The organism is Desulforhopalus sp. IMCC35007 (genome assembly GCF_005116575.1).
Taxonomy (GTDB): domain Bacteria; phylum Desulfobacterota; class Desulfobulbia; order Desulfobulbales; family Desulfocapsaceae; genus Desulforhopalus_A.
Genome location: NZ_SWCN01000043.1, coordinates 1 through 23,648, shown reverse-complemented (window position 1 = coordinate 23,648; position 23,648 = coordinate 1). Strand labels below are relative to the sequence as shown.

The 23,648-nt window shown below is 44.1% G+C and carries 14 protein-coding genes; 6 read left to right on the top strand and 8 right to left on the bottom strand.

What is annotated here, in order from left to right; genetic code table 11:
• Positions 1–63 precede the first annotated feature (63 nt).
• The 4 genes from FCL48_RS23850 to rnr form a co-directional block, all read right to left on the bottom strand.
• Complete coding sequence (locus FCL48_RS23850) at positions 64–417, bottom strand: flagellar basal body rod C-terminal domain-containing protein (protein WP_136876468.1); 354 nt, start codon at positions 415–417, stop codon at positions 64–66.
• A gap of 192 nt (positions 418–609) precedes the next feature.
• Positions 610–3,891 carry an AAA family ATPase gene (locus FCL48_RS23845; RefSeq protein ID WP_136876449.1) on the bottom strand — a complete coding sequence of 1,094 codons (3,282 nt, stop codon included), beginning with the start codon at positions 3,889–3,891 and terminating at the stop codon, positions 610–612.
• A 14-nt stretch (positions 3,892–3,905) separates the two neighbouring features.
• Complete coding sequence (locus FCL48_RS23840) at positions 3,906–4,646, bottom strand: RNA methyltransferase (protein ID WP_136876447.1); 741 nt, start codon at positions 4,644–4,646, stop codon at positions 3,906–3,908.
• Positions 4,647–4,818: 172 nt separating this feature from the next.
• Positions 4,819–6,921, bottom strand: coding sequence for a ribonuclease R (gene rnr, locus FCL48_RS23835; RefSeq protein ID WP_169309358.1), 2,103 nt, complete (start codon positions 6,919–6,921; stop codon positions 4,819–4,821).
• Positions 6,922–7,287: 366 nt separating this feature from the next.
• Between rnr and FCL48_RS23830 the strand changes: the two genes are divergently transcribed.
• On the top strand, positions 7,288–9,393 hold the full coding sequence (locus FCL48_RS23830; protein ID WP_136876443.1) for an HD domain-containing protein: 2,106 nt from the start codon (positions 7,288–7,290) through the stop codon (positions 9,391–9,393).
• A gap of 69 nt (positions 9,394–9,462) precedes the next feature.
• Here FCL48_RS23830 and FCL48_RS23825 read toward each other — a convergent pair whose 3' ends face one another.
• Together FCL48_RS23825 and aat are read right to left on the bottom strand one after the other, a co-directional pair.
• Positions 9,463–10,017, bottom strand: coding sequence for a hypothetical protein (locus tag FCL48_RS23825; protein ID WP_240744955.1), 555 nt, complete (start codon positions 10,015–10,017; stop codon positions 9,463–9,465).
• A complete protein-coding gene (gene aat / locus FCL48_RS23820; protein WP_136876466.1) occupies positions 9,998–10,696 on the bottom strand; it encodes a leucyl/phenylalanyl-tRNA--protein transferase in 699 nt (232 codons plus the stop codon). Before aat ends, FCL48_RS23825 begins: the two co-directional genes overlap by 20 nt.
• A gap of 258 nt (positions 10,697–10,954) precedes the next feature.
• On the opposite strand from aat, the gene FCL48_RS23815 reads away from it, so the two are divergent.
• Positions 10,955–12,754, top strand: coding sequence for an AAA family ATPase (locus tag FCL48_RS23815; RefSeq protein ID WP_136876441.1), 1,800 nt, complete (start codon positions 10,955–10,957; stop codon positions 12,752–12,754).
• Positions 12,755–12,866: 112 nt separating this feature from the next.
• On the opposite strand, the gene FCL48_RS23810 is transcribed toward FCL48_RS23815, so the two are convergent.
• Positions 12,867–13,286, bottom strand: coding sequence for a VOC family protein (locus tag FCL48_RS23810; protein ID WP_136876439.1), 420 nt, complete (start codon positions 13,284–13,286; stop codon positions 12,867–12,869).
• 636 nt (positions 13,287–13,922) lie between these two features.
• Here FCL48_RS23810 and FCL48_RS23805 point away from each other — a divergent pair.
• The 4 genes from FCL48_RS23805 (at position 13,923) to FCL48_RS23790 (ending at position 20,229) form a co-directional block, all read left to right on the top strand.
• Positions 13,923–15,881 carry a TolC family outer membrane protein gene (locus tag FCL48_RS23805; RefSeq protein ID WP_136876437.1) on the top strand — a complete coding sequence of 653 codons (1,959 nt, stop codon included), beginning with the start codon at positions 13,923–13,925 and terminating at the stop codon, positions 15,879–15,881.
• Positions 15,882–16,091: 210 nt separating this feature from the next.
• The gene (locus FCL48_RS23800) at positions 16,092–18,245 is read left to right on the top strand and encodes a type I secretion system permease/ATPase (protein ID WP_205747817.1); all 2,154 of its coding nucleotides are present in this window, start codon (positions 16,092–16,094) and stop codon (positions 18,243–18,245) included.
• Positions 18,242–19,636 carry an HlyD family type I secretion periplasmic adaptor subunit gene (locus FCL48_RS23795; RefSeq protein ID WP_240744952.1) on the top strand — a complete coding sequence of 465 codons (1,395 nt, stop codon included), beginning with the start codon at positions 18,242–18,244 and terminating at the stop codon, positions 19,634–19,636. The genes FCL48_RS23800 and FCL48_RS23795 overlap by 4 nt, the downstream gene beginning before the upstream one ends.
• The gene (locus tag FCL48_RS23790; protein WP_136876433.1) at positions 19,633–20,229 is read left to right on the top strand and encodes a response regulator transcription factor; all 597 of its coding nucleotides are present in this window, start codon (positions 19,633–19,635) and stop codon (positions 20,227–20,229) included. Before FCL48_RS23795 ends, FCL48_RS23790 begins: the two co-directional genes overlap by 4 nt.
• Before the next feature lie 126 nt (positions 20,230–20,355).
• Here the strand turns inward: FCL48_RS23790 and FCL48_RS23785 are convergent.
• On the bottom strand, positions 20,356–23,648 hold a 3,293-nt coding region (locus tag FCL48_RS23785; protein WP_136876431.1), incomplete at its 5' end, for a VCBS domain-containing protein.

The window sequence follows — 23,648 nt, the reverse complement described above, 5'->3', positions numbered from 1 at the left end:
GAAGAGACAGCTCTGTCGTCACTGAAGAGCGTTTGAGCTGAGAGTTTTTCCAGAAGATGTCTATCAGGCTTTCATGTTTAACAGCTCTCCTGCCATTTCACTGACTGTTTCGATGGTTTTCAGGTTTGCCTTATACATTGTGGCGTTGAGATTCATGTCGGGAATTTCAACACTAAGGTCAACGTTGGACAACTCAACCACGTCGTAACCACTGTTTGTTGCTTCGTACGTGACTGGGCCGGGGCTATTGATTTTATCTATCTGAGCCTTCACTCCCGAAGGCTCTGTGCTGGCGTTTGTCACCCGGGTTCTTTTAAAGCCATCTGTGTTGGCATTTGCAATATTGTTGGAATTGGACTGCAGTTTTGTACCAAAACTTTGCAGGGCCGAAAGGGCTGTATTGTATGCTGAGATCATATTATGCTCCAGTGTGTTTATAACGTAGAATTGTTAAAGCAAATTTCGATCCAGGGTGGCAGAGGAAATCCTGTTGTTATTAAGAACTATAAAATCAATGAGGTAGAGATATTTACCCAAAGAGATCGACTTTGTCTTCAAGTAAAATAAGGAATGAGAATTTCGAAATTGTATTTCAGATTTCAGTCGGTATTATACGTTATTTTGCAAAGTCTGGTTTTTAAGTGCGGCACAAAATGTGTCTGTCTCTTTTTCAGTATAATCTGCTTTGAGCAGGGCCTGCCTGTATCTCTCAAGAGTCTCGCGTGCTTTTAACGGACTATTTTGCTGGAGGTGATATGAATAGAGCAGAGCAGTAAGTTCTTCTTCTAAAACATTTTTTTGTAAGACCGTTTCGATGAGTTCAATACCCTCGGCTGAAGAGGTCTCTAACAAAAACTTTGTCCAGGTTGTTGCAACAGCAATGAGAAGATGGTTGATCTCGTCACTGAAGGTCAGTGACTGCTCGCTTTGCAATATATCCTCGGGCATCCCGCCCTGCCAGAGAGAAAGGGCTCCTTGAAAAGCATTTTGCGCCTGCCACCAGTCACCATTTTTGCTGTGTGAAAGACCAATTCGAGCAGCCTCCATAAAACGAAGGGCATCGATATGGTAGTTTGCAAGACAGAGAATACCTTTTTGCAGGTAGATATAGTTTTTCACTGGAGCGGGTAATAGCGGAGCAAGTAGTTTTCGCAGACGGGTGAGAAGGGTGTCAAAGCTTTTTCTTGCGTTATCCGGTGAGCTGTCGGGCCATAATGCCAGCTGGATTTTTTCCTGCGGCATTCTTTGATCTTTGGCCGTTATAAGCAGGCCAAGGAGTTCACGTTGAAATGGAGTCAGGTCCTTTTCCTGAAAAAGAATGTTCTGGTTGGTTTGCAGTGTAAAACTACCCAGAAGGGTGAACCGTAATAGAGGAACGGCTTGTCCGCTTTCTGTAAAATTGTGATCTAATCGGTGCCTTGCAAGGTTCATTGCAAAGTCTCTTTCGATACCTCTCTCGACTGCAAGACCGAGCAGTTTCATCATCATGACAGGTTCCCAACTCCAGAAATGGTCATAACCGTTGAGCTTCATAAGAGATAGGCCGGCTTCGAGATCTTCAGCTGCCACATCTAATTGATTGTTAGTCATCTTTGCATAACTGCGGTTAAACAGGCCGCAAATGGTGAGGTAGGCTGAGGGGATTACCTGTGCTATTGCAAGACCTTTTTCTAAATGGATGAGCGCTTTACCGTGGTCTTTAGTACGGGTGTAAATGGCTCCTGCCAGGATATGATTAAAAGCTATATAGAATGGACCTCCCGCCTGGTCACGTTTCTCGCATGCTCTTACAATGATATTTTTTGCCTGGTTAAAGTGTCCAGTTAAGGCAAGGCCAAAAGCCTGCCATTGAAGGAGCTGACTGTACATGTGATCAGTCTGGGCGGTTGTGGTTATACCCAGACCCTTTTCAATGAGGCCCAACGCTTTCTGTGGTTGTCCGGTAGAGTAATATGCACTGCTTCCCCAGACAAAGAGGTAAGGGGCCGCCACCGTCTGCTCAACAACTGTTTTTGCCACAGTCTTCTGCATGGCAAGTTGCTGGGTCCTGAAGTTGGTATGATCTCCGCTCATTGAAAGGTAGCAGAGATTGATAACCCGCATGGTAAGTCTGTTGGATTCGCCAACAAGAGGGTCGCTGAAAAGAGAGAAACAACGCTCAGACTCGCGTAAATACTTTATTCTATTGCCGCTCAAAAGCTCTATATAGCCGCGAATAAATGTTGTTGAGGCGATAAACTGTTTCAGTTGATGCCTTGTTGCAAGCATTCCAGCAAGCTCGATATACTTCCTGGCCTGTTGCATGTCACCGTTAAAAAAACAGTATCCCGAGGCAAGATTTCGACTGGCCATGATGATGATCTCAACCGGGAGATCTTCCATGTTCTTTTCGAGAAGCTGCCGCGTCCTGGGTAAAAGCTCTGCTCCTTCATGGTATTTCCCAGAGATGACAAAATGAAAATAAATCGTCTGGGAAAGAGCAATAAGTTCACCTTCCTTTTCTCCAGACTTATGAAATTGTCTCCTCGCCTCATTCCAGTATGGAAGAGTCGTCTGGGGGACATAGTCCACCCTGAGAAGTCCTGAGTAGAGCACCAGCCAGCTATATTGAAACAGGGTTGCGTTGTCTATAGTTTGAAGCAGACTTAAGATTGTCAGGGTTCTGTTTTTTGTTATGAGCTCCATACCATGTTGCTGAAGGATTTTTTCCATGGCTTTAAAATTACCAGCATACTTATAGGAGGTGAGGGCTTTTTCAATCTGATTCTGATCAAGATAGTAGCTCCCTTCGGCCTGGTAGATTTCATTGATTGACTTCTGGGTTAGTTGAAGGCGAGCTTGTCGTTGTAGAAATTCCTGAAAAAAATGATGGAAACGAAACACCTGCTGCTGGTCATCAAGACGATAGATAAAATAATTCTCATGGGTCAGCTCCGAGAGTATGGAACCAAAATTCTCGATACCGGAGATCTGGGTGGCCAAAGTTACAGGAATCTCGTGGAGAAAAGAGAGTTTCAAAAAGACATCGTGCAGATTGATGGGCAACTGGTCGAAAATCTCGTCCTGGAAATAATCGAGCATGTGCCCTGTTTCACTGGTTGAACCTGAATTTTTAGGATGATTACGCCAAAAATGAGCCTTCCCGGAGATGGGGTGACTTGCCAGGAGAATACCCATGATCCAGCCATTGGTGAGGGAATGAATCTTTCGGGCATCCTGATCGCTGATCTGTTTCTTGAGGACTTCGTTGTAGAGGTTTTCAATTTCAGTGTTATCAAGGGCAAGATCGTCTGTGTTGAGATACGATATCTGGTGGACGTTTCGTATGGTTTTTCCCTTTATTTCTATTGGTTGTCTGCTGATGAGGATGAAGTGAACATGTGGCGGTGCCGAATCTATAAGATATTCAAATAATGCGTTGGTAAGAGAGGTGAATTCAATGCGATGCAGATCGTCAAACACCAGATAGATGTTTTTCTTAAGGTAGTTATGGAGATCTTTGTAGAGAAGGTCAACACAGCGTGACAGATCGAGTGGACCGACACTTCCCTGACTCAAAATGTTTGCCAGCTTGGGACAATGGAAGTTGTTAAGGGTGTTTTGAAGATTTGTGAGTAGGGAAGATATAAGCAGTACCGGATCAGAATCCTCCGGACCAATTTGATACCACGTGTATATCAGATTATGGATTCTAAGGTATTGTGCGACAACAGTTGTTTTGCCCTGGCCCGCCTGAGCTTCGACGATGATAACTTTTCTGCTGTGGGCGGGAGCAGGAAATTTCCTGCTGAGCAGCTCGCTTCTTAAGAGGGATTGAGAAGGATCGATATGGGGTGGATAGAATTTGTTTGATGGCAGTACAAAGTTTGTTTGAGTCTCAGTACTTTTCATGGGCTATCACCAATTTATCTGCTGTCTGCTTGGTATTGGATAATTTTCTTGCAAATCCCTCTTATAATGTTCGCATCTTTGGCAGTAAGCCGCATTCTGCCCAGTAAATTTCTAATATTACTCATCCAGTGGTTGTGGTTGATCCTGTCGATGAAGCCTATACGGGTGAGTGAGTCCTCCAGATGCTGATACATGCTCTCAAGCTCAAAGGTTGAGGCAAGTTCAGGAGAATAACTCAGGTTTTTGGGGGAATGGATGAGTGCGTAATGCAGTTCATAGCAATGGATCGCTACAGCCTGGGCTAAATTGAGAGACGAAAATTCTGCAGTGGGGATGGCGGAGGTCATATGGCAGAATTTTAAATCGTCGTTTGTAAGTCCGGTATCTTCTGGGCCAAAAAGGATCGCAATTTTGTTGTTATGGACGTCGGGGAGCAGTTTGCTGACCATCTCGCGAGGGGTTTGCTGCACAAAACGATGTCGTCCTCTTCGTGCAGTTGTACCTACCACCAGGGTACAGTCAGCCAAAGCTTCCTGAACCGTTGCAAAGACGGGGAGATTGTCTACTATGTGCGCCGCATGGTGGGTGGCCATCTTGGCCATCGGTTCACGTGCCGGTTTTGCATCACTTACAAGGATGAGCTGGTTGATGCCCATATTGTGGGCTACCCGTGCGGCTGCTCCTATATTTTCGGCAATCCGCGGACGCACCAGCACAATTGAGATTGAGTCAAGTGGGGAGTTGTGCTCAGCCATACGTCCACGAATAAAAGTTATTTTTTATAGAAAATGGTTTTGTATTGTGTTAGAGGCTCGTCCTCCATGCTGTATACAAAACATCCAATGAATATGAAACGTTAATAGCGACTATTACCGTTGTAAGTAATGTAACATTATAGCATAAGTCAAGTGGAAATCAAAAGTGGCCTTATTCATTGTCACTCATCTTAAATGTTAATCTTCTCAGGTTATGGTCAACATCGACGAGGATGATTTCAACAGAATCTCCAATTTGATAGGTTTTTGCGCTCATTTCACCAAATAATCTATAGTTTTTCTTGTCAAACAGATAATAGTCATCGGTGAGCAGATCTACCGGCACAGCGCCACTGATACAAAGATCGACAATCTCAACAAAGACACTATTTTCGGTCACCCCTGAGATAATAGCTGAAAAATGTTCACCAACTTTATCCTTCATATAGGCAATTTTCAGACGATCATTCATGTCTCTTTCGGCAGTGATCGCGATCCTTTCCCTGGCGGAGAGAAACGTGCCAGCATCTTGATAGGATTTTCTTTTATCATCTTCAGTCAAGCCTTTATTGCTGCTAATGAGGCTAAGGAGCAGACGGTGGACAATGAGGTCGGGGTATCTGCGGATCGGAGAAGTGAAGTGGGTATAGGCAGGCGCGGCAAGACCGAAATGTCCAATATTAGAAGCCGTATATTGCGCCTGTTTTAGACTTCTGAGAAGGAGGTTGTTTACGATGTAATCATATTTACTTCCCTTACATTTTTTTATGGTGTCTGCAAACCACGCAGCTTCATTTTTAAAGGGAGCAAGGGGCATGCCAAGGGAATTAATAAAAGTCAAAAAATCTGCAAGTTTCAACTCATCGGGAGCTTCATGGGTTCGGAAAATTGCCGGGATTTCCTTTTCTATAAAAAAAGAAGCTACCGCCTCATTGGCCGCGAGCATGAATTCTTCAATAATCTGATGGGCAAAATTACGCTCTGCAGGAGAGATTGAAGCTATTTTGCCGTCGTCAGCAAGCGTAAAGAAGGGTTCTGTGAGATTAAAATCAATTGAACCCCGTAGCGTTCGCCTCTGCTGTAATGCAGATGCAAGTTCGCCTGCACAGTTGAGAAGAGGAATAAATGGTTCGTAAATCTGTTGTACCTCAGGATCCTTGTCTACCAGAATCTGTCTGACGGTTGTGTAGGTGAAACGTTGCTGGCTGTGGATGATGGTTCTTGCAAAGTCTTTGTGTAAGAGTTTCCCTTGCTTGTCAAAATCAAGAATTGCTGAAACAGTGTACCTGTCCTCATGGGGCACCAGGCTGCAGAGATTATTTGATAATCGTTCAGGGAGCATGGGAATGACTCTGCCCGGGAAGTAGACGGAGGTTCCGCGTAGGTAGGCTTCTTTGTCTATGGCAGAACCGGGGGAAACAAAATGACTCACGTCGGCAATTGAGACGTAGAGCCGATATCCCGAGGAGGTTTTTTCGACACAGATAGCGTCATCAAAATCCTTTGCCGTCTCTCCATCGATCGTGATGTGCTGCAACTTGCGCAGATCAGTCCTGTCGTCACTGGCTTCAAAAGAATCCTTGAGCTGGGCCGTTTCCTCTGTGACATCTTCTTTAAATATGTGGGGAAGATCGTGGCTGCTCATGACAAGCTTCATCTGGGTGTCGATATCTTCTGCATCTCCCAGGAGGGTCACCAGTTTTCCTGCAAGGGTCGGCGTTGGCAGAGTTGGACGTTTGTATTCAACAATGACGGCGTCACCGCTTTTAAGCACGATGTCTTTTCTTTCCTTAAGACTTACCTTGAAAGGAAAGCGAGGATCATCGGGGTAAACGAAAATCTCGTGGCCTCGTTTTGAGACTATACCAGCCAGACTATTTGTTCTTTGTTCTATGATGTCGAGAATGATCCCTTCGGTACGCTTGCCATTTTTGTCAATGCGCCCTAAAACGAGAACGGTATCGTCGTGCATCGCTCCATTCATATTTGTTTTTGCAATGAACAGATCGCGCTGCAGTGTTTGTGTGTCTGCGCCAATACCATTTGCCTGCACAAAGCCAAATCCTTTGGCGTTTTGAATGAGCTTACCCTTATAGAGAGGAGCCGATGGGTCAATTGCGTAACAGCCTTTACCGGCTTTTTTTATAACACCTTTGCGTACCAGGTTTTCAAGTGCAGTTGTCGATGCTTTTTTGTCAAATTTTTTCGCTGATTTTTTTGAGAATATTTCGGGCAGAGAGAGTGATGTGTGACTATAGTAAAGTATTCGGATCAAGCAGTTTTCAATCTGCTCGGTCTGGAGCTGATGAGCTGTAGGTTTTACATGTTTTGATGCGCGAAATGATTTGAATTTATGCTGAGATTTTCTTTTTTTAGACATATTTTAGAATTTGTTTTCTCCGATGGAAGAATTTTGTTAAGCTGTTTTTTTTATAGTACAGCGGGTGTTGGTGTAAATGACCTGCAAGGTTGAATTCTTTGAATGTATCTAACAAGAAATTTCATTATTACTTCTTTGTCAATTTCAGGTTAGTGGATTGCATTATACGCTTTTCATTGCAGTGGTCGGGCCCCATTGAGGTGATCGGGTTTTAAATAATATAAATCAACAATATTATGATATTTTTAAATTTAGGTGAGTATGCGTCGTATTCCATTTGATCTTGAACTGTATCGCAATCAAATGCAAGAACTGATTGGGGCGAAAGAGGGTGTTGAGATCTTCTGGACTGCACTTGACTTTGCGGTCAACGCCCATGATGATCAATGGCGAAGATCAGGAGATGCATATATTCTTCATCCTTGTTCCGTCGCAAAAATACTTGCTGAAGAGATGGATATAACCCATCCCGAAATACTCGCCGCTGCACTGCTCCATGATACGGTTGAAGATGTTGAGGAGGTGACATCCGAGGTGGTAGGACGGGATTTTGGTTCGTATGTGCGCGCCATAGTCGAGGGATGCACGAAAGTTACTCACGTCTCGGGTGATAAGCAGGCAAACAGTCGACATACCCACAGGAAAATATTTACTGGGGCTGCACTCCGGCCTGAGGTGATGCTGGTCAAACTGGCTGATCGTCTGCACAATCTCCGTACTTTGCAGTCTATGCCGGTGGCAAAACGTCAGCGTATTGCAGACGAGACCATAGACATCTATGCTCCTTTAGCAACCTTTTTTGGTCTTTTTAATATGAAAAGGGAGATGTACAACCTTGCCCTGTTGTATAAATATCCAAAGCAGGGGGCCAGGGTAAATAATCACATCCGCCAGCTGCGCCGCTCTCCCCTTGGACAAAATATAGTCAATCAACTTACTGCCAATGCAGAAAAAAATAATCTCAACTGCAGGATCAACGTTCGTACCAAAAAACTCTGGGCCTATTACGATGTCAGCAGTAAAATTTTAGTCAAACAGATCGATACTCCACTGGAAATACTTATTGTGGTCGATGATGTTTCATCCTGTTACCGAGCTCTTGGTATTGCAAATCAGACATTTAACCCTATTCCACGGACCATTCGAGATTTTATCGCCAACCCCAAACCAACAGGGTATCAAGGTCTCCATGCCAGAGCGATCGTTGAAGGTCAGAAATTTCTTTTTAAAATTCGTACGAACGAGATGGAGCGAAAGGCCCAGCGTGGACTTTTCCGGGGCTGGACCTCAAAAATCAACAAACAGGCGAATTTTTTTAAAGAGATCCAGGAGATGTTTGATGTCATCGGTTCAGAGGACTCCATCTCCTACCGGGATATTATTGCAGCCAGCGGTATCAAGGAAATGTACACCTATACACCGAATGGGGATCTTATTACCCTGCCGGTTGGTTCAACTGTCCTGGATTTTGCATTTCGGGTTCATACCCAGATCGGTCATACATGTCTTGGAGCGATGATTCGCAATAAACGGGTTCCGTCATCTCAGGTGCTTGCGGATGGTGCCATGGTTCGGATCATTCGTTCAGAAGAACCGGTCCGGTTTGAACAGAGTATGCTGACAAAATGTAAAACAGCTCGGGCACGCGGGGAGTTGGCGAAAACCTTCAAAGAAAGAAGGATGAAAGTTACGGGGGAGGTGGGAGCTTCGATGCTGCGCCAGGAAATGCTCCGTTACGGATTTCCTTTTGATGTGTTGGAATCCGAGAAAGCCGCTCCTCTCCTGCAGGCATATTCGGCAGACAACCTGAAAGATCTACACGTACGAATAGGTGAAGGACGGGCCAGGCTTAAAGAAGTAATGGGGAGCATTAAAAATATTCTGTTTGGCGGGGTCTCTCCGTTATTCACACCAACCGGGGCCTTTAACAATATTGAATTGACAACTCTGGACCCGGTTTCGGTTAAACTGTCATCCTGTTGTAAGCCGAATCCGACGACAAAAGGTAATTGTGCGCTGTTGACTCCCAAAGGCCTCTCGGTGCATGATAAGCATTGTGAACGGTTCATGGACTTGAAGTTTCAAAGAGAAGATGCCGTCAATGTGTTCTGGATAGCCAGAAAGACCAAGGTACGGAAACAACAGATACTTCATATTATTAAGGCCAGTCGGAAAGATATTATGCGGGGAATTGGTTTTGCACCTGAAGGTATGCAGATGCATTCGCTGACCCTGCTTTCCAGTTATTCCTCTCTTTACCCCGCCTGGGAATTAACCTTCAGCGTTCCCAATCTGTATATTCTGCAGAAGGTACTAAAACATTTCGATAAAACCCGAATCCCATATGAATTTGATCTGGATTGCTGATTCGCAACTCCTGTACTGTGTAGTTCATAACAAATTCATTAATCAGATTGGGGCGTGGGATCTGGAAGACTAGCGGACACGCTCTTCATCTCTGTTGTCAAATTCTTTGAAATCAGGTGAGTATTTTGCGAGTATTCTTCCAAGCATCTCAGGTAAATCATTGGGTTGCCGGGAACTTTTCTGTAATTGGATCAAAGTTTTGTCGAGTGTTACCGTCTCTCCCATAAAGATATGGCGTAGGATAAGTGAAATCAGCCGGGTGATGGTTGTCAGATTTGAGATTCTCGACTGCAGGTGATGATCACGATCAAAGGCCGTCGATGCAAATATTTCCACAGGATTTCCATCCAGCTCACTTACCGAAACATACCATGTGTTACGCTCACGATCTGTTGTGCGATATCGGACTCCATCCAGCACATCAGGCAGTTCTCTAACGTGGCTCTGCTTTTTCTGAGTCTGTTGTAGTCCTGCGAGTGTTGCAAGTTTCTCAAGCTGTGCCGGATCTCGGGCAATGAGTTCGGCCAGGTTTTTGCAGGTTGTACACAGCTCCGCACTGTTTATTGTGGTGAGTTTCTTTTTTTTGCCGCAGAAGTTGCAGGTTTCATTTTGTGTTTTTTTCATTGCCCATCCAGTGTCCTTGCGGGGAAATATCGCCGATATATAATTTTAGCATCGTGTGGAATTCGCTGCCGTCTATTTCTCTTGCTCCAAAGCGTAATAAATGATTCGTTGTCATCTGGCAATCTATCATTTTATAGCTCTCTCTTTTAAGGTACTCCACGAGAGCAATCAGTGCAAATTGAGAACCGCAACTGATTCTTGAAAACATGGATTCACCAAAAAAAACCTTACCGAGTGACACCCCATAAAGACCACCAACAAGTTGCTCATTTTGCCAACACTCCACAGAGTGGGCGTAGCCAAGGAGATGCAAGCGCTTGTAGGCCTCCATCATTTCCCCAACAATCCAGGTCCCGTCTCCTGTTTCTTTGCGAACGGTTGCACACTGGTGCATTACTTCGGTAAAGGCAAGATCACCAGTTATGGTAAGATTATTTTTCCTCTGGTAGCGGGCAACCCTTTTGGGGACATGAAATTCTTCGGGGAAAATGACCAGCCGAGGAGAGGTAAACCACCAGAGTAAGGGATCTCCTTCAGAAAACCAGGGGAAAATGCCCTGCCGATATGCGCAAAGCAGTCTCTCCGCGCTTAAGTCGCCTCCAATCGCAAGAAGGCCAGACTCTTCTGCGAGGCTCACTGGTGGGAATAGAATATCGTTTGTTAATTGAAAAATAGGCATTTTATCTTCAGCTGGGTGGGAAGCAGTGAATGTCGTCATCTTTTGTTGACGTTGATCGGTATTTCGTCATAATTTCTCAGATTTCTGTTTAAGGAGGTGTTTTCCTCTATAATATAGATTCGAAGCCATAAGAATAGTATTTTTCTTTATCTGGGGAGTATAGTATCATTGGTAATCGTTAAGAGGATACTTAAACTGCAATGAAGTCATTATTCTATAGAGACATTCAAAGTAAAACAACCACAATTATTTCGTACAATGACAGATATTTCGATAGATCAAGACAGTCAGGTATCGTCCCCCTTTCAGGAAGAAATTGACCTAGCACACTATTATGCCGCGGAGAGTGTGGAATGCACTCTATTGTCCATCAATGCAGCTATTGCCGATGGTGTTCCTCTGATAGTTCTTTCTGGAGAAGAGGGGAGCGGAAAGACTATGTTGTGTCATAAGCTGAATCATGATCCTCAGCAAAACTGCAATACGGTTTTTTTTCCACGAACCGTTGATTCTTTTGAGGATGTTGTCAGAATTGTTGCCTTGGGGCTAGGGCTTGAGCTGCAGACGGGTGACGAGACCAAAAGTCTTGAGACTGTTCTGGAAGAAATCGCTCTGTCCCTGACTAAGAGTGGGCAACCATTGCTGCTGATATTTGATGAGGCGGAGAATATCTATCTGGCAACACTCGAAAGAATTCGCAAAATGCTGGACAGAATTATAGCTGCAGGCGGTCGTATTCATGTTCTTTTTGCAGGACGAAAGCCGTTTCTGGAGAATTGTGAACAGCTGTCCATGTGTGAATTTAAAAACACAAAAGAACATCATGTCGAGATAGAACCGCTCTCTGAAGAAGAAACCGTGGCCTACCTTCGTCACCGGAGTTCGCAGCTTACAGATGTTGATGGAGATACAATTTTCACTTCTGAGGTGCTCAAAAAAATCTATCAGGTTGGACGGGGAAATTTCCGTATGACTAATATCCTTGCTGAAGAGGCGGTTGACAAGGATGGTGATGATTCTTCATTTATGGTTTTACTTGAAAGTGTCAAAGATGATGCCTTAGAGAAAATAGATAGCGGTATTGTTCCCCTTATCAAAAAAAATGTGGCTAAATATCGAACTTTTCTTCCCTTTATAGGTATTGGGGTTGGTGTTCTTGCTGTCATTTTTCTATTCTTACAACCCGGGCCGGAGAAGAATGCTGAACTTGGGCAAAAACCGGCAACGGAACAGGTCGTTGCTGAGAAGATTGATGTAAGTCCTGCACAACTCCCGCCACCTCAATTCCCTGTTGAAGAGGAAAAAAATGATGTCACTATAGAGGAACCCGTCGTAGAGCCTGAAGCAGAAGAAGAGAGACCTTTAGCGGAGGAGGAACTTGAAGCTCAGCCATCTGAGATTGTAGAGGAGGTACCGGTCGTGGTCGTGGCTCCAAAAGTTGAAAATCAAGTACAGTCACATCCCCAAACACATTTCCCGGTGGAAGAAGAGAAGAAACTGGTGTTTACAGCGACCAAAAAGAAAGAAAAGATTGCAATAGTAGAAAAGGAGCTGCCCGAAGCTGATCTTGAGGTTGCAGAGAAAATTGAGGTGATGGAATTATTAAGAAATGCCGAAAAGAAGAAACGGCCTGAGGATTTACCTAAAACCACCCTGGCAACCTTAAAAGCTGAACCAGTTACTGAAGTGCCGCTGAAAGTTGATGCTAAAATGCAGTTCTCAATTGATCAGCTATATAAGAAAAGATTGATGGCTGGCGCATCCTGGTACAGGAATAAAAAGGATGATATGTACACCGTACAAATCATGGTGCTTACGTCGGAGACTGCGGAGGAAAATCTAAAGAAAATGCTGGAAGAAGAGGGGTATAGGCGGGAAGCCGGCAATTTTTATATTTTCAAAAAATTATCTACCTCAGATACGCTCTTTGTTTTTTATGGAGAATATGCCACTATTGCAGAGGCGCGGACCGCACAGAACAGTTTGCCCCAATTTCTTCGTGATCACAAGCCCTATGCAATTTCTGTCAAAGGTGCTATGGCAAAAGTAAAGCGCTGATCGTATGAAACTGGTTGTCTGTTTATCCTGACTATAACTTTCATTAAAGAGTTGCTGACAGAGGTAGAATTATTGGCTGGTTCTACCTCTGTTTTTTCGCCTGTCGTTTAGTTTACCAGCTGCCTTTGTTTTCCATTGAGATCCAGGGTTCTCTGGGCGGCAATTTTTCACCTGTCTGCAAAAACTCTATCGAAATCTGATCCGGAGTGCGGATAAAGGCCATGTAACCGTCTCTCGGTGGCCTTAATATTGTGACACCATTATCCATCAACTTCTGACAGTAGTCATATATGTTTTCAACACTAAAGGCCAGATGGCCGAAGTTTCTGCCTTCGGAATAGGCTGTTTTCTGGTCCCAGTTGTAGGTGAGTTCAACTTCCGGCTCCCCTGGTTCAGTTGCCAGATAGACAAGGGTGAAACGGCCATCTTCATACTCTTTCCGTCTCGTTTCAACCAGCCCGAGTTTGTTCGTGAAAAAATCAATCGATTGATCCAGGTCTGTCACCCGTACCATTGTGTGTAAAAATTTCATCCAGTGTACTCCTTTCTTAGTTTTGTGATCATCGACATGTACCGAATTGTTTGTCGTTACCGCCTAAATTTAATCATCACAATGGATATTCCACAGGATTAATTTTTATTTTGATCTGACGATTTTATTTTTTTAGTTACAGGCTCACTGCAATGGTTATTATGGGAAAGTTTCCGGAGAAACTATTTAACTATTTAATGTAATGTGAATAATCTGTTGGGATGAACTTTTTTTTACTGTTATTTTTGAGAATGTATATTATCTATGTTTATGTTGCACTTATTGTATTTTAGATAATTATTCTACATTATTAACAGCTTTTTTGGAGGGATGTTTATACAGTTCTGACATTATCGCGAAAAAAAGATTCTCTGTTTGTGAATCGTATGGATGGTTTCAACTGAATGTCTCATGCCTGGTTCCAGAGATACATTGTATCTGGTTATACAGGGGGAGAAGTAGTGTACCGTATAGTTTAGGGGGCTCCAATATCCTGTACAAATTAAATTTACCGATTTTTTACTTTGGTTTGATTGACTATATGGGCTGGGGTGATAAAAATTTTTGCCAGGCTAAATAACCTTGTGGCTGTCATAATTCACGTTTCTTAATAAGTTAAAAAAAGGAATAACTATAATGTTATCAATATCTTATGTTGGTGAAATAAAGAAAGGATGTTATTTGTCTCTTTTTTTGATCGGCCTCATTCCAGCGATGTTATTTGCAGAGGATAAGGGAGTTGACACACCTGTCAGCTTACAGGAGGTCCTTGTAGATATAACAAAAACTGACCCTGCAATACTGGAATCTTTGAAACAGTATGAAAGTGTAGTGGCAGAACGGTCGATTGCAACAAGTGAATATTACCCCACAGTTGGAGCTGAACTTTCGACAGGACCAGAGCGGACAGATGGTGTTCCGACTGATTTTGAAGAAAAAGATCTGATTGCCAATACTGCAACGCTGTATGCAAGGCAGAATCTCTTTAACGGTGGCAAGACATCTGCCTATGTAAAGGAAACGGATGCCAGGATACACGCGGCAGCTTTTGAGGTGTTAAATGTTGCCAACCGAAGGTATCTTGATATCGCCGAGGCGTATATAAATGTAATAAAATCGAGGGAACTCCTCGATATTGCAGAAAAAAACGCCTTAACCCAAGAGCGAATCATGCGCCAGGTTCGGGAGAAGACAGAAGCCGGTTTTAATAGGGTGTCAGAACTGTATAACTCTGAGTCTCGCCTGGTACTCTCTAAGGGGAATTATATTTCCCGACAACAGGATCTCAACCAGGCCCTTGTTTCTTTTCATCGATTGTTTGGAAGGGTCCTTGAACCTGGACAATTTATCGAACCTCAGCCTACGGTTGACCTACCCTCATCACTGCCCGATGCCGTGCAGGTTGCATTTGAAAAACATCCGGCATTAAAAATCGCAAAGTATAATATAGAGAAAACAAGGTATTCCTATAAAAAATCTGCTGCTTCCTATTACCCCAGCCTGGATTTTGAACTGAAGGGTCAGTACAGAGAAGATACCGGTGGTGAAGAAGGAGAAACGAACCAGAGCGGGGCATATCTGACGTTGAGTTATGTTTTATTTGACGGAGGATATCGAAAGGGGGCAACGGCCCGAGATCAGCAATCCATGAGAAAAGAGTATCAGCGGTCTTATATTGAGCGTAGGAATGTCAACGAGACGGTGCGACTCGCCTGGAACATTATGGAAGCTGAAAAATTCAAAAAAGAATACTTAAGTGAGCATGTCCAGTTAAGCCAAAAAACCCTCGGAGCGTTTAAGGAAGAGTATTACGTTGGTCGCAGAACCCTGCTTGATCTATTGAACATGGAAAATGAGTATACCGATGCAGAGATGTCTCTCACTCAGTCCAGATACTCGTACCTGACCTCCCTGTATCAGATCATGCAGGCTACGGGTGTCCTGCTTGCCGAGCATGATACCGGTTTGCGCGGGATGTTGACCTTACCTGCAGAACAGGATGATCCCGCTGAATATGAGAAAAAAGAATATGAGATACTTGATGCTAACCGAGATAAAGATATAGCACTTGATACCGTCGATCAATGTGATAACACACAAGATGGCCTCACAGTCAAATCTTCTGGATGTGAAAAAGATGATGCTGGCAAGACCGGTTATCCACACGAAGACGCAATGCTTATTACGCCGTATATTACAACTGCCGATTATTCAGCCCCTGCCAGTGCGACTGTTAAAAAGCCAAGCGTGAGTGTCGATGAGTCAAATATGCAACTGACCCTAGAGGTAATGGCAAACAGCCAGTTACTCACCGAAAATGCGAGGGCCGAATTGACGGAATTTGCTTCAAGAATTCTGAGTCGGCCTGTTACAACGGTTGTTGTTGAAGGATATACGGCGTCAGACAATGACACCATTGAAAACATGAAACTTTCCGAACAGCGGGCCAACCTTGTCAAGGAACTTCTTATTCAGCAAGGTATTGATGAATCAAAGATAACAGCTGTTGGAAAAGGAATTGAAAATCCCAGAGCCACCAATGACAGTAGAAAAGGACGGGCAATGAATCGTCGTGTGGAGATCACTGTTCAATAGAGAAAGTTTAACAATACCTAAGTGTAGCTACCTGCACGGATAGTGCTTTCTTGGTAAATTTAATTGGGTGTGGTGTTTGACAATAGTAACTGATTGTCGTTAAATTAATATACAAGAGGCTTTTTATGCTAATTCCCCCTTGAAGGGTTAGTGAGGTGACTTGCTAATCTTCAAGGGGTTCTTTATATCATGGGGTGGTAACCAACAATAATGAGTGAAAATCTAGACCTTGATCCATTGCTATTGTGTCTGGTCACCATGACCAAGCTTGATAATAAACCCGCTTCGGCCCAGTCTCTGGTGGAAGGGCTTCCTTTTGATCCAACAGAGGAAAAACAAAGGCTGTTTAGTACGAAACATTCCAATTCCAATTTTTCCAGAGCCGCTGGGAGGGCTGGGTTTGATTCCAGTCTGCAGCAGCGTCCGATCACCTCTATTCCTTCGGTTGTTCTTCCAGCAATCCTTATCCTTCAGCACGGTAGTGCCTGTGTCCTTACTGAAATCTCGGTTGAAGAAAGACGCGCTACTGTAATTATACCAAACATTGATGATTCGCCGAGAACCATATCCTTAGATAAGTTGGAAGAGGAGTACCTTGGCTATGTATTTTTTCTGAAAAGACAATACGAGGGTCATGGGCGGGAGCATTTACTGAGCCAGGTGTCAGAGGCTCGGCCCAGCAACTGGTTTTTCGGGACGATGTACCGATTTAGGAGCATCTACGCCCGTGTTGTGCTTGCAACCCTGTTCATCAATCTGTTTGTGATAGCAGGGCCTATGTTTACCATGAACGTTTATGACCGGGTTATTCCCCATAATGCCATAGATACTCTGTGGGTGCTGGCTATAGGCATTGGTCTTATTTATAGTTTTGACCTGATGTTAAAATTTATTCGAACTCTTCTGCTCGAAACTGCGGCGAAAAAGAGTGATATTATCCTTTCATCTGTTCTCTTTCAGCATGCCATGAATATAAAGATGGCAGAGCGGCCACGTTCTGTTGGTGCATTTGCGAGCAACATCCGCGATTTTGATGGGATTCGTTCATTTTTTGCGTCAAGTGCTCTGACTGCTTTTATTGATTTACCCTTCTCACTGATTTTTTTGATTGTAATTTATTCCATTCATCCGGTTCTGGTTATACTTCCTCTTTCAGTCATATGTGTGCTTTTTCTTGTGACCATCCCGGTGAAAAATGTAATTCAAAAGATTGTGGATAACACCCACGAGGCAATTGGTAAAAGGAACAGTATTCTTGTCGAATCATTGTCCAATCTGGTGACCATTAAGGCTTTTAATGCAAGCAGTACAGTTCAATGGCATTGGGAGGAGTCCACTGGGGAAATAGCGTCAAAGAGTTTGCTTTCGAGGATTCGCTTCAGTTCGCTTTCAACCCTTTCGGCTTTTCTCACCCAATTCTGCTCGGTTCTGGTGATTGTTGTCGGGGTGTATCTCATTAAAGACGGTGAGCTGACGATGGGAGGTCTTATCGCTGTAAATATATTAGCGAGTCGCTCTATTGCACCATGGACGCAGGCTGCATCGCTTCTCACCAATTACCAACAGATGAAAATAGGTCTTCAATCCCTTAACACATTGATGGCCAAGGAAGAAGAAAGGCCGGCAGGTAAACGTTTTATAAGAAGGCCTGATTTTAAAGGTGACATCGAGTTTAAAGATGTTGATTTTTCCTATCCAGGCGAAGAAAAACAGGCGTTAAAAAGGATCAACTTCAAAATCAAGGCAGGAGAGCGTGTTGGAATTGTAGGGTCGGTGGGATCGGGAAAATCAACGATAAGTGCTCTTCTGATGGGCTTTTACGAAGTAGGGAATGGTGCTGTTTTTATCGACAATCTCGATATTAAACAGATTGATCCAGTAGACCTCAGGTCTGCCTACAGTTATGTCCCCCAGGAGGTGACCCTTTTTTCAGGGACGGTTCGGGATAATGTCACTCTTGCTGCTCCCCATGCAACGGATGCTGAAATTGTGAAGGCCTCAACCTTTGGAGTTGTCAATGCCCTCACTGACCGGCATCCTCTTGGTATGGACCTTCAGGTTGGAGAAAGAGGGCTGAATATCTCGGGTGGTCAGCGCCAATCCATTGCCTTAGCCCGGGCATTTATTCGAGAAAGCCCTATTATCCTGTTGGATGAACCGACTAACGCAATGGACCACAACACCGAGATGAAGGTCATCAAGAATCTTGAGGAGAAGACGAAAGGGAAGACGGCCATTATCATAACCCATAAACCATCGATCCTCACTATTGTTGACAGACTGTTGGTTATAAATGACGGTGTCCTCGTCATGGATGGTCCCAAGGAAGAAATACTTGCTAAACTTGGAGGAAAGAGTCTGTGAGCGAAGATCTCAAACAGCCTGTTTCGACTGAAAGCAAGGGTTCGATCGCAACCAGTTTCATGGCTTCAGGCAGTAAATACAGCAAGAAAGATATTGAGTTCATGAACAGTCTCAGCGGCGCTTTGCTTGCCAGCAATACCTCGAAGCTGAACAGTGTGTTCTATGTAATTTGTCTGGTAGTGATTGCTATTGGTACCTGGACTCATTTTGCGGAGCTAGACGAGCGAACCAGAGGAATTGGCAGGACGATTCCATCCCGTCAGATCCAGGTCGTACAAAACCTTGAAGGTGGCATTGTCAAGGAGATTCATGTGTTTGAAGGTCAGTACGTCGAGACTGGTGATATATTGGTCACCATTGATGACACAGGGGTTGGCAGTTCCTACGGAGAGGGTGCCTCTAAAATAAATGAGCTCCTGGCGAAATCAAGCCGTTTGCGCGCAGAAGCCAATATTACCAGTTCCATGGAGGAGCTTGACGGTGATAGTCAGATGGCTCTTCTGATGGAAAACGAGAAGAGGTTATATTCCTCTCAGCTCAGGCAATATGAAAATCAACGATCAGTCTTGGAACAGCAACTTCGGCAGAGAAAGATTGAGTTGTCAGATGCACAGCAGGACTTGAAATCATTTAAGGCCAGTAAAGAGATGATAAACCGGGAGATTGAGTTGAGCCTGCCCCTCAGAGAAAAAAATCTCATCTCCGAGCTTGAATTCCTGCAATTGGATCAGAAAGCTTTGGAAAAAAAGCAGGAGATAGATAGGACTACAAAAAAAATTGAAAAATTAGGTTTGCAAATAATTGAGGCAGAGCAGACAATAAAAGAACTTGAAGAATCCCGTAAATCGAAGGCCCTTGAAGAGCTTAATGCAGTGGTGGCTGAAATTGACAGGCTTAATTATATGCAGGTAGCCATAGAGGACAGGGTGACAAGAACCAGTGTAAAGTCTCCTGTGGATGGTACCGTAAAGCAACTCCTTATTAACACAATCGGTGGGGTGTTGAAGCCGGGGATGGATATTCTGGAGATTGTGCCCATAGATAAAAGCGTTATTGTCGAAACAAAAATCAAACCATCGGATATCGCTTTTATCTTCCCGGGACAAAAGGCCGTGTTAAAATTTACAGCCTATGATTTTGCAATTTATGGTGGGCTTGAAGGAGAGGTTACCCATATTAGCGCAGATACTATTACTGACGATAAAGGAGAAGAATTCTATTTAGTTCGGGTAAAAAGTGAGAAAAATTACTTAGGGTCTGAAGATAATAAAAAGCATATCATTATCGGAATGACGGCCCAGGTGGATATAATTACCGGGAAAAAAACGGTGATGCAGTATTTAATGAAACCAATACTCAGGGCGAAAGACAATGCTCTGCGAGAAAGATGATGCTTTTATTATGTTGCAGTAAAGATAAGGCACTGCTTACAAAACTTAGCGATAGTTTTGGCCCTGGAAATGTTGTTACGGTAGCTGATGCCGAGGCTTTGAAAAAAACCGAAACACCATCCTGTGATGTTGCAATTGTAGATTTAAAATATTTTGATGTATCGGTCGGAAAGCAGTTTACCTGCCCTGTGATTGCCCTTGCCACGCTTCCTGCTTTTCCAGAGGCATTTGCTGCTCTTCAGCTTGGTATTCGAGGTTATGGCAATCGGCAAATGCGATTATCCAATCTTTTGCAGGCGATTCATAGTGTTAAAGAAAGGCAGATATGGCTCCCACCATCGATCATCTCTCAATTAATAGATGTTGTTGGCCAGACCAGGGATACAGATAACAGTGCCTCACGTGAACGGCTTTTGCATCTCCTGAGTAAACGAGAGCAGGAGGTTGCCCTGTATGTTGCAAAAGGACTGTCAAATCAAGAAGTTGCTGAAAAGATGTTTGTGAGTTTACGTACCGTGAAAGCACACCTGAGTTCAATTTATGAGAAGACAGGAGTACGTAATCGCTTAGAGCTGGGACTTACACTGGCTTGAGAATAATGGAAGTTGAGAGACAATGATGTGAGGTGTCTTACCTGAGTTGCAGACTTGTAGTCGTGCTCAGTTTGATAAAAATAAAAGCCGTTGGTTCTAAGAGAACCAACGGCTTTTTTGTTGGGGTTAAATGTCAGTGTCTATGACAACTGCCGGAGCGACACTTGTGTCCTCGGTACCTGTTGTTGTCGTATCGACGCTTGTTTCTGAAAATAAACCTGTACTGCTAGAGGTGTCAGTATCAGTGGTAGAGGTGTCAGTATTAGTGGTTGTTGATTCAGTGTCTGTTGTGCTGGTCGAATCAGCAGGTGTGTCATCTGGATTCTGATCTGTAAAAAGTGGGTCGCTGGTATCTAAAACTTGATTAACCGTTATTGTGCTGGCATCGGTTGAATCATCACTGGAGCTCGCATCTGCCGCAGTTATAGCACTAAAGTCAAGGACGTCATCTGAGAATGCCATGGTTGTCATCGCCGTCGTAGCGGCAACAGGTGCAAGACTTGGGTTAATTTCAAAGGTTAAGGTTGTAGAAGCTGTGTCTCCATCACCATCAGTGAACTGAATGCCCAGGTCTTCAGTATGGAACTCCGTCCTTGAAACTGTTTGGTCGATGGAATAGATGTAGGAACCCGTCTCCAGATCTATTGCAAAAGTAACACCGTTGATACTCGTTTCGACTCCCTCAAGGGAGCTTGAGTCGGAAACCACGTTGTTGGAAGAATCAACGATTTGTGATCCGTCATAGGTGTATGTTTCGTCTCCCACTACAATCTGGCTTATGTTACCCTCATCTGCACCATAATTAACCAGTGACCCTGTCAGTGTATCCCCAAGAACTTCACCATAAAGCCCTGTGGTGGTAATGAGGGCATCAGCCAAGTCGTTAAGGTCTTCCACTACAATGACATCTCCTGAATTATCAATGGAATCAGGAATAAGGGAACTTGCACCGTAAGTTGTACTTGTTCCAGCAAAGTCATCGGCTTGAAGCGCAACAGCATCAAGGTCATCCCCCGCAGCACCACCCATATCGATGGTAAAGAGCATATCGGTTTCATTTTCTATGAAATGCTTCCACTCCACAAGTAAATCACTTAAACCGTCTGTGTCTGAGTCATTCCAGAAGGTTTGTTCATTGCTTGTGCCATATATTTGTCCGTCGGACATGAAGTACACAATGGTTTGGGTCGCAGTGGGGGTGCCTGTCATTGCACTGGTCATTGCGAGTTCCATGGCCTCAGTATAGTTTGTGGTCCCACTTGCTCTCATGTTTACAGAATAGGTGTTGTCAACGTTTTCTTCCCAGCCGGAATTAGATGCACTGGCAGCAAAGGTCGTGAGGTTGACATTCACGTCTCCATAGACGAGGTAGGAGTCAACAAGGTCTTCAATTGCTTCTTCTTCTAGATCAATATCTCCACTCATCGAGCCGGATCTATCGGCAATAATAATAAGATTGGTTGAGATGGTTCCGAGTTCAATTGATGCTGTTTGAGACGTAACCACAGGCTCATCATCCACGATGTTTATGGTTAAATCCGTGGTACTCAAGGTTCCAGTACCATCATCAATTGTGTAGCTGATCGTATCTGTTACATTGTCTCCGTCAGTTACTTCTGTAAGGGTATATACATAGTCGCCGGCAGTATGACCATCAACCGCTGCAGTGTAAACGGTAATGGTGCCATGCTCGGTTGAGACTGTTAAGGTCCCATCCGTTGCATTATTAGCCACGTTGCCATTACTTGCGATCTGGGAAATGACGGTTGTGGTGTCAAGATTGCGGTCGTTGCTGAGTAAATTGCCCGTTGTTGTCTCTGTATCGCTGTCTGAATCAGTTCCAATAACATCTAGACCAGATTCATAGACGGTACCCGTATCAGAGGTAGCTTCAATGGAGGTGATAACATTAATGGAAATGGTATCAGTCGCAGAAGCACTGCTGCCGTTACTTATTTCTGTGGCAGTAGCTGTTGTGGTAAGTTCAATAGTTGTGTTACCTGATCCGGAAAGAACTGGAGTCAAGGTAAGGTTGCTTAAATCCCAACCGGTTATATCTATCGTATCAGCCTCACCGCTTGAGATTGCACTGTTAACTCCATCTGAAAGAACGGAGTCTACTGGCATACCTTCAAGGGTTAACGTAAGCTCTTCAGAACCATCCGTATCGGTAAGAGCGGAACTTATATCCAGCCCAACAGACTCGTATTCATTAATGGTTATTGAGGTGTCAATGGTCTCGGTTCTCTCAAAGGTAATAGAGTGAATGAGATAATCGTCACCGACTCCTGGTGCATCAAAGACTATCTGATCGAATAACACACCTGTGTCTGGCTGCAACGTAACAGCAGGATCTACGCCATCACTTCCATACTCTTCTGTTCCGTAGCCAACTTCTACCCCATTATTGTAAAAGGTGTAGCCGACGGTCTCAGTTCCACTCAGCCAGGCAAAAGAAACATCCACAGAGGATATGGCCTCATCAAAACTCACCACAATAGATTCAGACTTACCCGAAGCAGAATCGTATCCGAGTTCGCTATTGGCTCCTGAAGAGACCCCTGTAACACCAAAGCCTTCGGGGCTTGTGTTGTGACTGAACGTTGTTGGATTGCCATTTTTATCGAAGGCCTCAATTGTAAAACCAAGATCAATCTGTGTAAGATTGCCAGAATTTATTACCTGATCAAAAGAGTTTTCGGCGGTGATATCCACAGTAGGCATATCAGCCAGGGCTTCAATTTCAATGGTTGTGGTGTAGGATTCAGTACTCCAGAGGGAACCATCATTGACGCTGAAGGTAAAGCTGCTGTCAACGTCAGTGTTATCCGTTGGATCAAATTGAAGGTTGCCGTTATTAATGTCTTCAACGGTTATGACTTGATCAGATGTTACCGGTACATCATTGAGAAGAAGTTCTCCATTGGTCGGTAAGCTGTCTATTCGAATCTCTGTTAATACGTCACCATCTATATCTGAGTAGGTACCGAAATCGTTAAGAGTTAAAGTGTATAAGTCAGTGGTATTGGACATATCCTCTATTATCTGAATAGCATCGTTGGTTGCTACCGGGGCATCTTCCTTGCCGTTTACATCGATGGTAAGGGTAGCGGTAGACTCGTCCCCATCAGCATCAGTAATGGTGTAGGTAAAGACATCCTGGATGGTGTCACCATCGTCAAGCGACTGTACATCCGGGTTGCTGTTATCAAGCTGGTAGCTGTAGCTGCCGTCTTCATTGAGAGTCAGGGTGCCGTATGCACCGGCAAGGGCGCTTCCGACAGTTCCGGTCACAGCACCTGCTGCAATGGCAGTGACCAGGGTTGGAGAATCGGCACCTAAGGTATCGCTGCCTGGTCCGGTTGTAATAACGTTGCCGAGAACTGGAGCCGTTGCATCTTCCTCCACAGAGTTTGCAT

Coding starts and splice junctions, on each gene's coding strand:
- aat (WP_136876466.1), bottom strand. CDS start 10,696: ATGCCTATTTTTCAATTAACAAACGATATTCTATTCCCACCAGTGAGC.
- FCL48_RS23800 (WP_205747817.1), top strand. CDS start 16,092: ATGAGTGAAAATCTAGACCTTGATCCATTGCTATTGTGTCTGGTCACC.
- FCL48_RS23815 (WP_136876441.1), top strand. CDS start 10,955: ATGACAGATATTTCGATAGATCAAGACAGTCAGGTATCGTCCCCCTTT.
- FCL48_RS23805 (WP_136876437.1), top strand. CDS start 13,923: ATGTTATCAATATCTTATGTTGGTGAAATAAAGAAAGGATGTTATTTG.
- FCL48_RS23845 (WP_136876449.1), bottom strand. CDS start 3,891: ATGAAAAGTACTGAGACTCAAACAAACTTTGTACTGCCATCAAACAAA.
- FCL48_RS23825 (WP_240744955.1), bottom strand. CDS start 10,017: ATGAAAAAAACACAAAATGAAACCTGCAACTTCTGCGGCAAAAAAAAG.
- FCL48_RS23830 (WP_136876443.1), top strand. CDS start 7,288: ATGCGTCGTATTCCATTTGATCTTGAACTGTATCGCAATCAAATGCAA.
- FCL48_RS23790 (WP_136876433.1), top strand. CDS start 19,633: ATGATGCTTTTATTATGTTGCAGTAAAGATAAGGCACTGCTTACAAAA.
- FCL48_RS23850 (WP_136876468.1), bottom strand. CDS start 417: ATGATCTCAGCATACAATACAGCCCTTTCGGCCCTGCAAAGTTTTGGT.
- FCL48_RS23810 (WP_136876439.1), bottom strand. CDS start 13,286: ATGAAATTTTTACACACAATGGTACGGGTGACAGACCTGGATCAATCG.
- FCL48_RS23840 (WP_136876447.1), bottom strand. CDS start 4,646: ATGGCTGAGCACAACTCCCCACTTGACTCAATCTCAATTGTGCTGGTG.